This is a genomic window from Mesorhizobium sp. P2_E9, from assembly GCF_056403815.1.
This window is the reverse complement of record NZ_JBFUET010000042.1, coordinates 2501-6149: the sequence shown is the minus strand read 5'-3', so window position 1 is coordinate 6149 and position 3649 is coordinate 2501. Positions and strand designations below refer to the sequence as shown.

Here is a 3649-nt window from a genome sequence, read left to right as displayed (position 1 = left end):
CTGGTTTGCGCCAGGCGGGCCGTTTTATGTTTGGTTGCGGGGACAGGATTTGAACCTGTGACCTTCAGGTTATGAGCCTGACGAGCTACCGGGCTGCTCCACCCCGCGCCAACCCTAGGCAAGCATCTGCTTGCCGATCTGAGCAAGCGTTTGCTTGCGTAGTCTGCGATCGCCTGAGGCGATTGCGGTATTGGTAACCACCAAATGAAAGGGCCGCTTACGCGGCCCGTGGTCCCTTGGCGGGCCTTGTTCGTAGAGAGAAGATTTCACTCACGTCCGCTTGGATGTGAGTTCAACGTGCATTTAGCAGACCTGGCAGCGACCTACTCTCCCGCGTCTTGAGACGAAGTACCATCAGCGCTGGAGCGTTTCACGGCCGAGTTCGGAATGGGATCGGGTGCAGCCGCTCCGCCATAACCACCAGGTCGGCAAAACGCACGTTGTTCGAGAAGCTTTTTGAGCGAATAGCGCTGAGAGAGTAGCCAATAGGGAGATCCCTATCGTGGTGCTCTCTCGGAGCTGTTCGCTGGTCTTGTTGTGCCATCCATCTAACTTTGTCAGATGGGCATAAGGAATGAGAACGATCAAGCCGATCGAACTATTAGTACCGGTAAGCTTCAAGCGTTGCCGCTCTTCCACACCCGGCCTATCAACGTGGTCGTCTTCCACGGTTCTCAGGGAATACTCGTTTTAAGGTGGGTTTCCCGCTTAGATGCCTTCAGCGGTTATCCCGTCCGGATATAGCTACCCTGCTATGCGGCTGGCGCCACAACAGGTCCACCAGAGATCCGTCCATCCCGGTCCTCTCGTACTAGGGACAGATCCTTTCAATATTCCTACACCCACGGCAGATAGGGACCGAACTGTCTCACGACGTTCTGAACCCAACTCACGTACCGCTTTAAATGGCGAACAGCCATACCCTTGGGACCTGCTCCAGCCCCAGGATGCGATGAGTCGACATCGAGGTGCCAAACAACCCCGTCGATATGGACTCTTGGGGGTCATCAGCCTGTTATCCCCGGCGTACCTTTTATCCGTTGAGCGATGGCCCTTCCACGCGGGACCACCGGATCACTATGACCGACTTTCGTCTCTGCTCGACTTGTCAGTCTCGCAGTCAGGCAGGCTTATGCCATTGCACTCAGCGAACGATTTCCGACCGTTCTGAGCCCACCATCGCGCGCCTCCGTTACTCTTTAGGAGGCGACCGCCCCAGTCAAACTACCCACCATACATTGTCCCGGACCCGGATAACGGGCCGCGGTTAGACATCCATAGTAATAAGGGTGGTATTTCAAGGGTGGCTCCACCTGAGCTGGCGCCCAGGTTTCAAAGCCTACCACCTATCCTACACATGCCACTACGAATGCCAATGTAAAGCTATAGTAAAGGTGCACGGGGTCTTTCCGTCTAACCGCAGGAACCCCGCATCTTCACGGGGAATTCAATTTCACTGAGTCTATGCTGGAGACAGCGGGGAAGTCGTTACGCCATTCGTGCAGGTCGGAACTTACCCGACAAGGAATTTCGCTACCTTAGGACCGTTATAGTTACGGCCGCCGTTTACTGGGGCTTCGATTCAGAGCTTGCACCCCTCCTCTTAACCTTCCAGCACCGGGCAGGCGTCAGACCCTATACGTCGTCTTGCGACTTCGCAGAGCCCTGTGTTTTTGATAAACAGTCGCTACCCCCTGGTCTGTGCCACCCTCCTCTACTTGCGTAGAAAAGGGTCACGCTTCTTCCGAAGTTACGCGTGCAATTTGCCGAGTTCCTTCAGCATAGTTCTCTCAAGCGCCTTGGTATACTCTACCAGACCACCAGTGTCGGTTTCGGGTACGGTTTATAAGGAGGAGCTATTTCCTGGAACCACGCAGCAGCCCGTTCAATCCGATAAGATTGGACTACCTCAATGATCCGTCACTACCTCCAAGCCCACGAATATTAACGTGGTTCCCATCGACTACGCGTTTCCGCCTCGTCTTAGGGGCCGGCTAACCCTGCTCAGATTAGCTTTAAGCAGGAACCCTTGGTCTTTCGGCGGGGGAGTCTCTCACTCCCCTTACGTTACTCATGTCAGCATTCGCACTTCTGATACCTCCACCACCCCTCACGGGTATGGCTTCATCAGCTTACAGAACGCTCCGCTACCGCTTGGCCCTTGCGGACCAAACCCTAAGCTTCGGTGTATGGCTTTAGCCCCGTTACATTTTCGGCGCAAAGACCCTTATTTAGACCAGTGAGCTGTTACGCTTTCTTTAAATGATGGCTGCTTCTAAGCCAACATCCTGGTTGTTTTGGGATCCTCACATCCTTTCCCACTTAGCCATAACTTGGGGACCTTAGCTGTAGGTCAGGGTTGTTTCCCTTTTCACGACGGACGTTAGCACCCGCCGTGTGTCTGCCGACTAGTACTCCCAGGTATTCGGAGTTTGGTTAGGTTTGGTAATCCGGTGAGGACCCCTAGCCCATCCAGTGCTCTACCCCCTGGGGTATTCGGTCGACGCTCTACCTAAATAGATTTCGCGGAGAACCAGCTATTTCCGAGTTTGATTGGCCTTTCACCCCTAGCCACAAGTCATCCCGAACTATTGCAACAGTTATGGGTTCGGTCCTCCAGTAAGTGTTACCTTACCTTCAACCTGCTCATGGCTAGATCACTCGGTTTCGGGTCTAATGCGACGAACTGAACGCCCTATTCAGACTCGCTTTCGCTGCGCCTACACCTAGCGGTTTAAGCTTGCTCGTCACACTAAGTCGCTGACCCATTATACAAAAGGTACGTGGTCACCCTTGCGGGCTCCCACTGTTTGTAGGCAATCGGTTTCAGGTACTCTTTCACTCCCCTTGTCGGGGTGCTTTTCACCTTTCCCTCACGGTACTAGTTCGCTATCGGTCATGCACGAGTACTTAGGCTTGGAGGGTGGTCCCCCCAATTTCAGACAGGATTTCACGTGTCCCGCCTTACTCGAGGACGATTGATTGCATTACGCGTACGGGGCTGTCACCCACTATGGCCCTACTTTCCAAAAGGTTCCGCTTGTCTCTCAATCGCCACTGGCCTGGTCCGGGTTCGCTCGCCACTACTTCCGGAGTCTCGGTTGATGTCCTTTCCTACGGGTACTTAGATGTTTCAGTTCCCCGCGTTCGCCACTTTACCCCTATGTATTCAGGGTAAGTTACCTATTATCGATACTTGGAAACCACAGCAGCAAGTCACCCTGCTGCTCTGATTTTCCAAGTACCTTAGGTGGGTTTCCCCATTCGGAAATCTACGGATCAAAGGGTATTCGCACCTCCCCGTAGCTTATCGCAGCGTATCACGTCCTTCATCGCCTGTGCATGCCAAGGCATCCACCAATTGCCCTTAAGACACTTGATCGTTCTCATTGCCAATGCCCATCCGCGCAATCCGAAGGATTGTCGCTTCAGCCTCTCCCTTGCGGAATTAGCGTCCGCGCAATCCGAAGGATTGTCGCCTGAACCAGATCCTGTGCGGGATCCAATTCGATGTCATTGGCACAAAAAGACCAGCTTCTCGAGATCGGTTCGAGGGTGCGGTTAGGCAAACCCATCATATGCAAGGGATTGAGCGTCCCCGGCGACAAATCACAAACCTTTCGGCTCATGAAGTTCGAACAAATCTTCT

The 3649-nt window shown here is 53.6% G+C and carries 1 tRNA gene and 2 rRNA genes; all 3 read right to left on the bottom strand.

Features of this window, described 5'->3' with window-relative positions:
- Window positions 1-31: 31 nt before the first annotated feature.
- The 3 genes from AC1D05_RS35585 to AC1D05_RS35575 all read right to left on the bottom strand — a co-directional run bounded on the left by AC1D05_RS35585 (window position 32) and on the right by AC1D05_RS35575 (window position 3382).
- A tRNA-Met gene (locus AC1D05_RS35585) sits at window positions 32-108 on the bottom strand.
- A 202-nt stretch (window positions 109-310) separates the two neighbouring features.
- Window positions 311-425 (bottom strand): 5S ribosomal RNA (rrf, locus tag AC1D05_RS35580).
- A gap of 155 nt (window positions 426-580) precedes the next feature.
- A 23S ribosomal RNA gene (locus AC1D05_RS35575) occupies window positions 581-3382 on the bottom strand.
- Window positions 3383-3649: the final 267 nt, after the last annotated feature.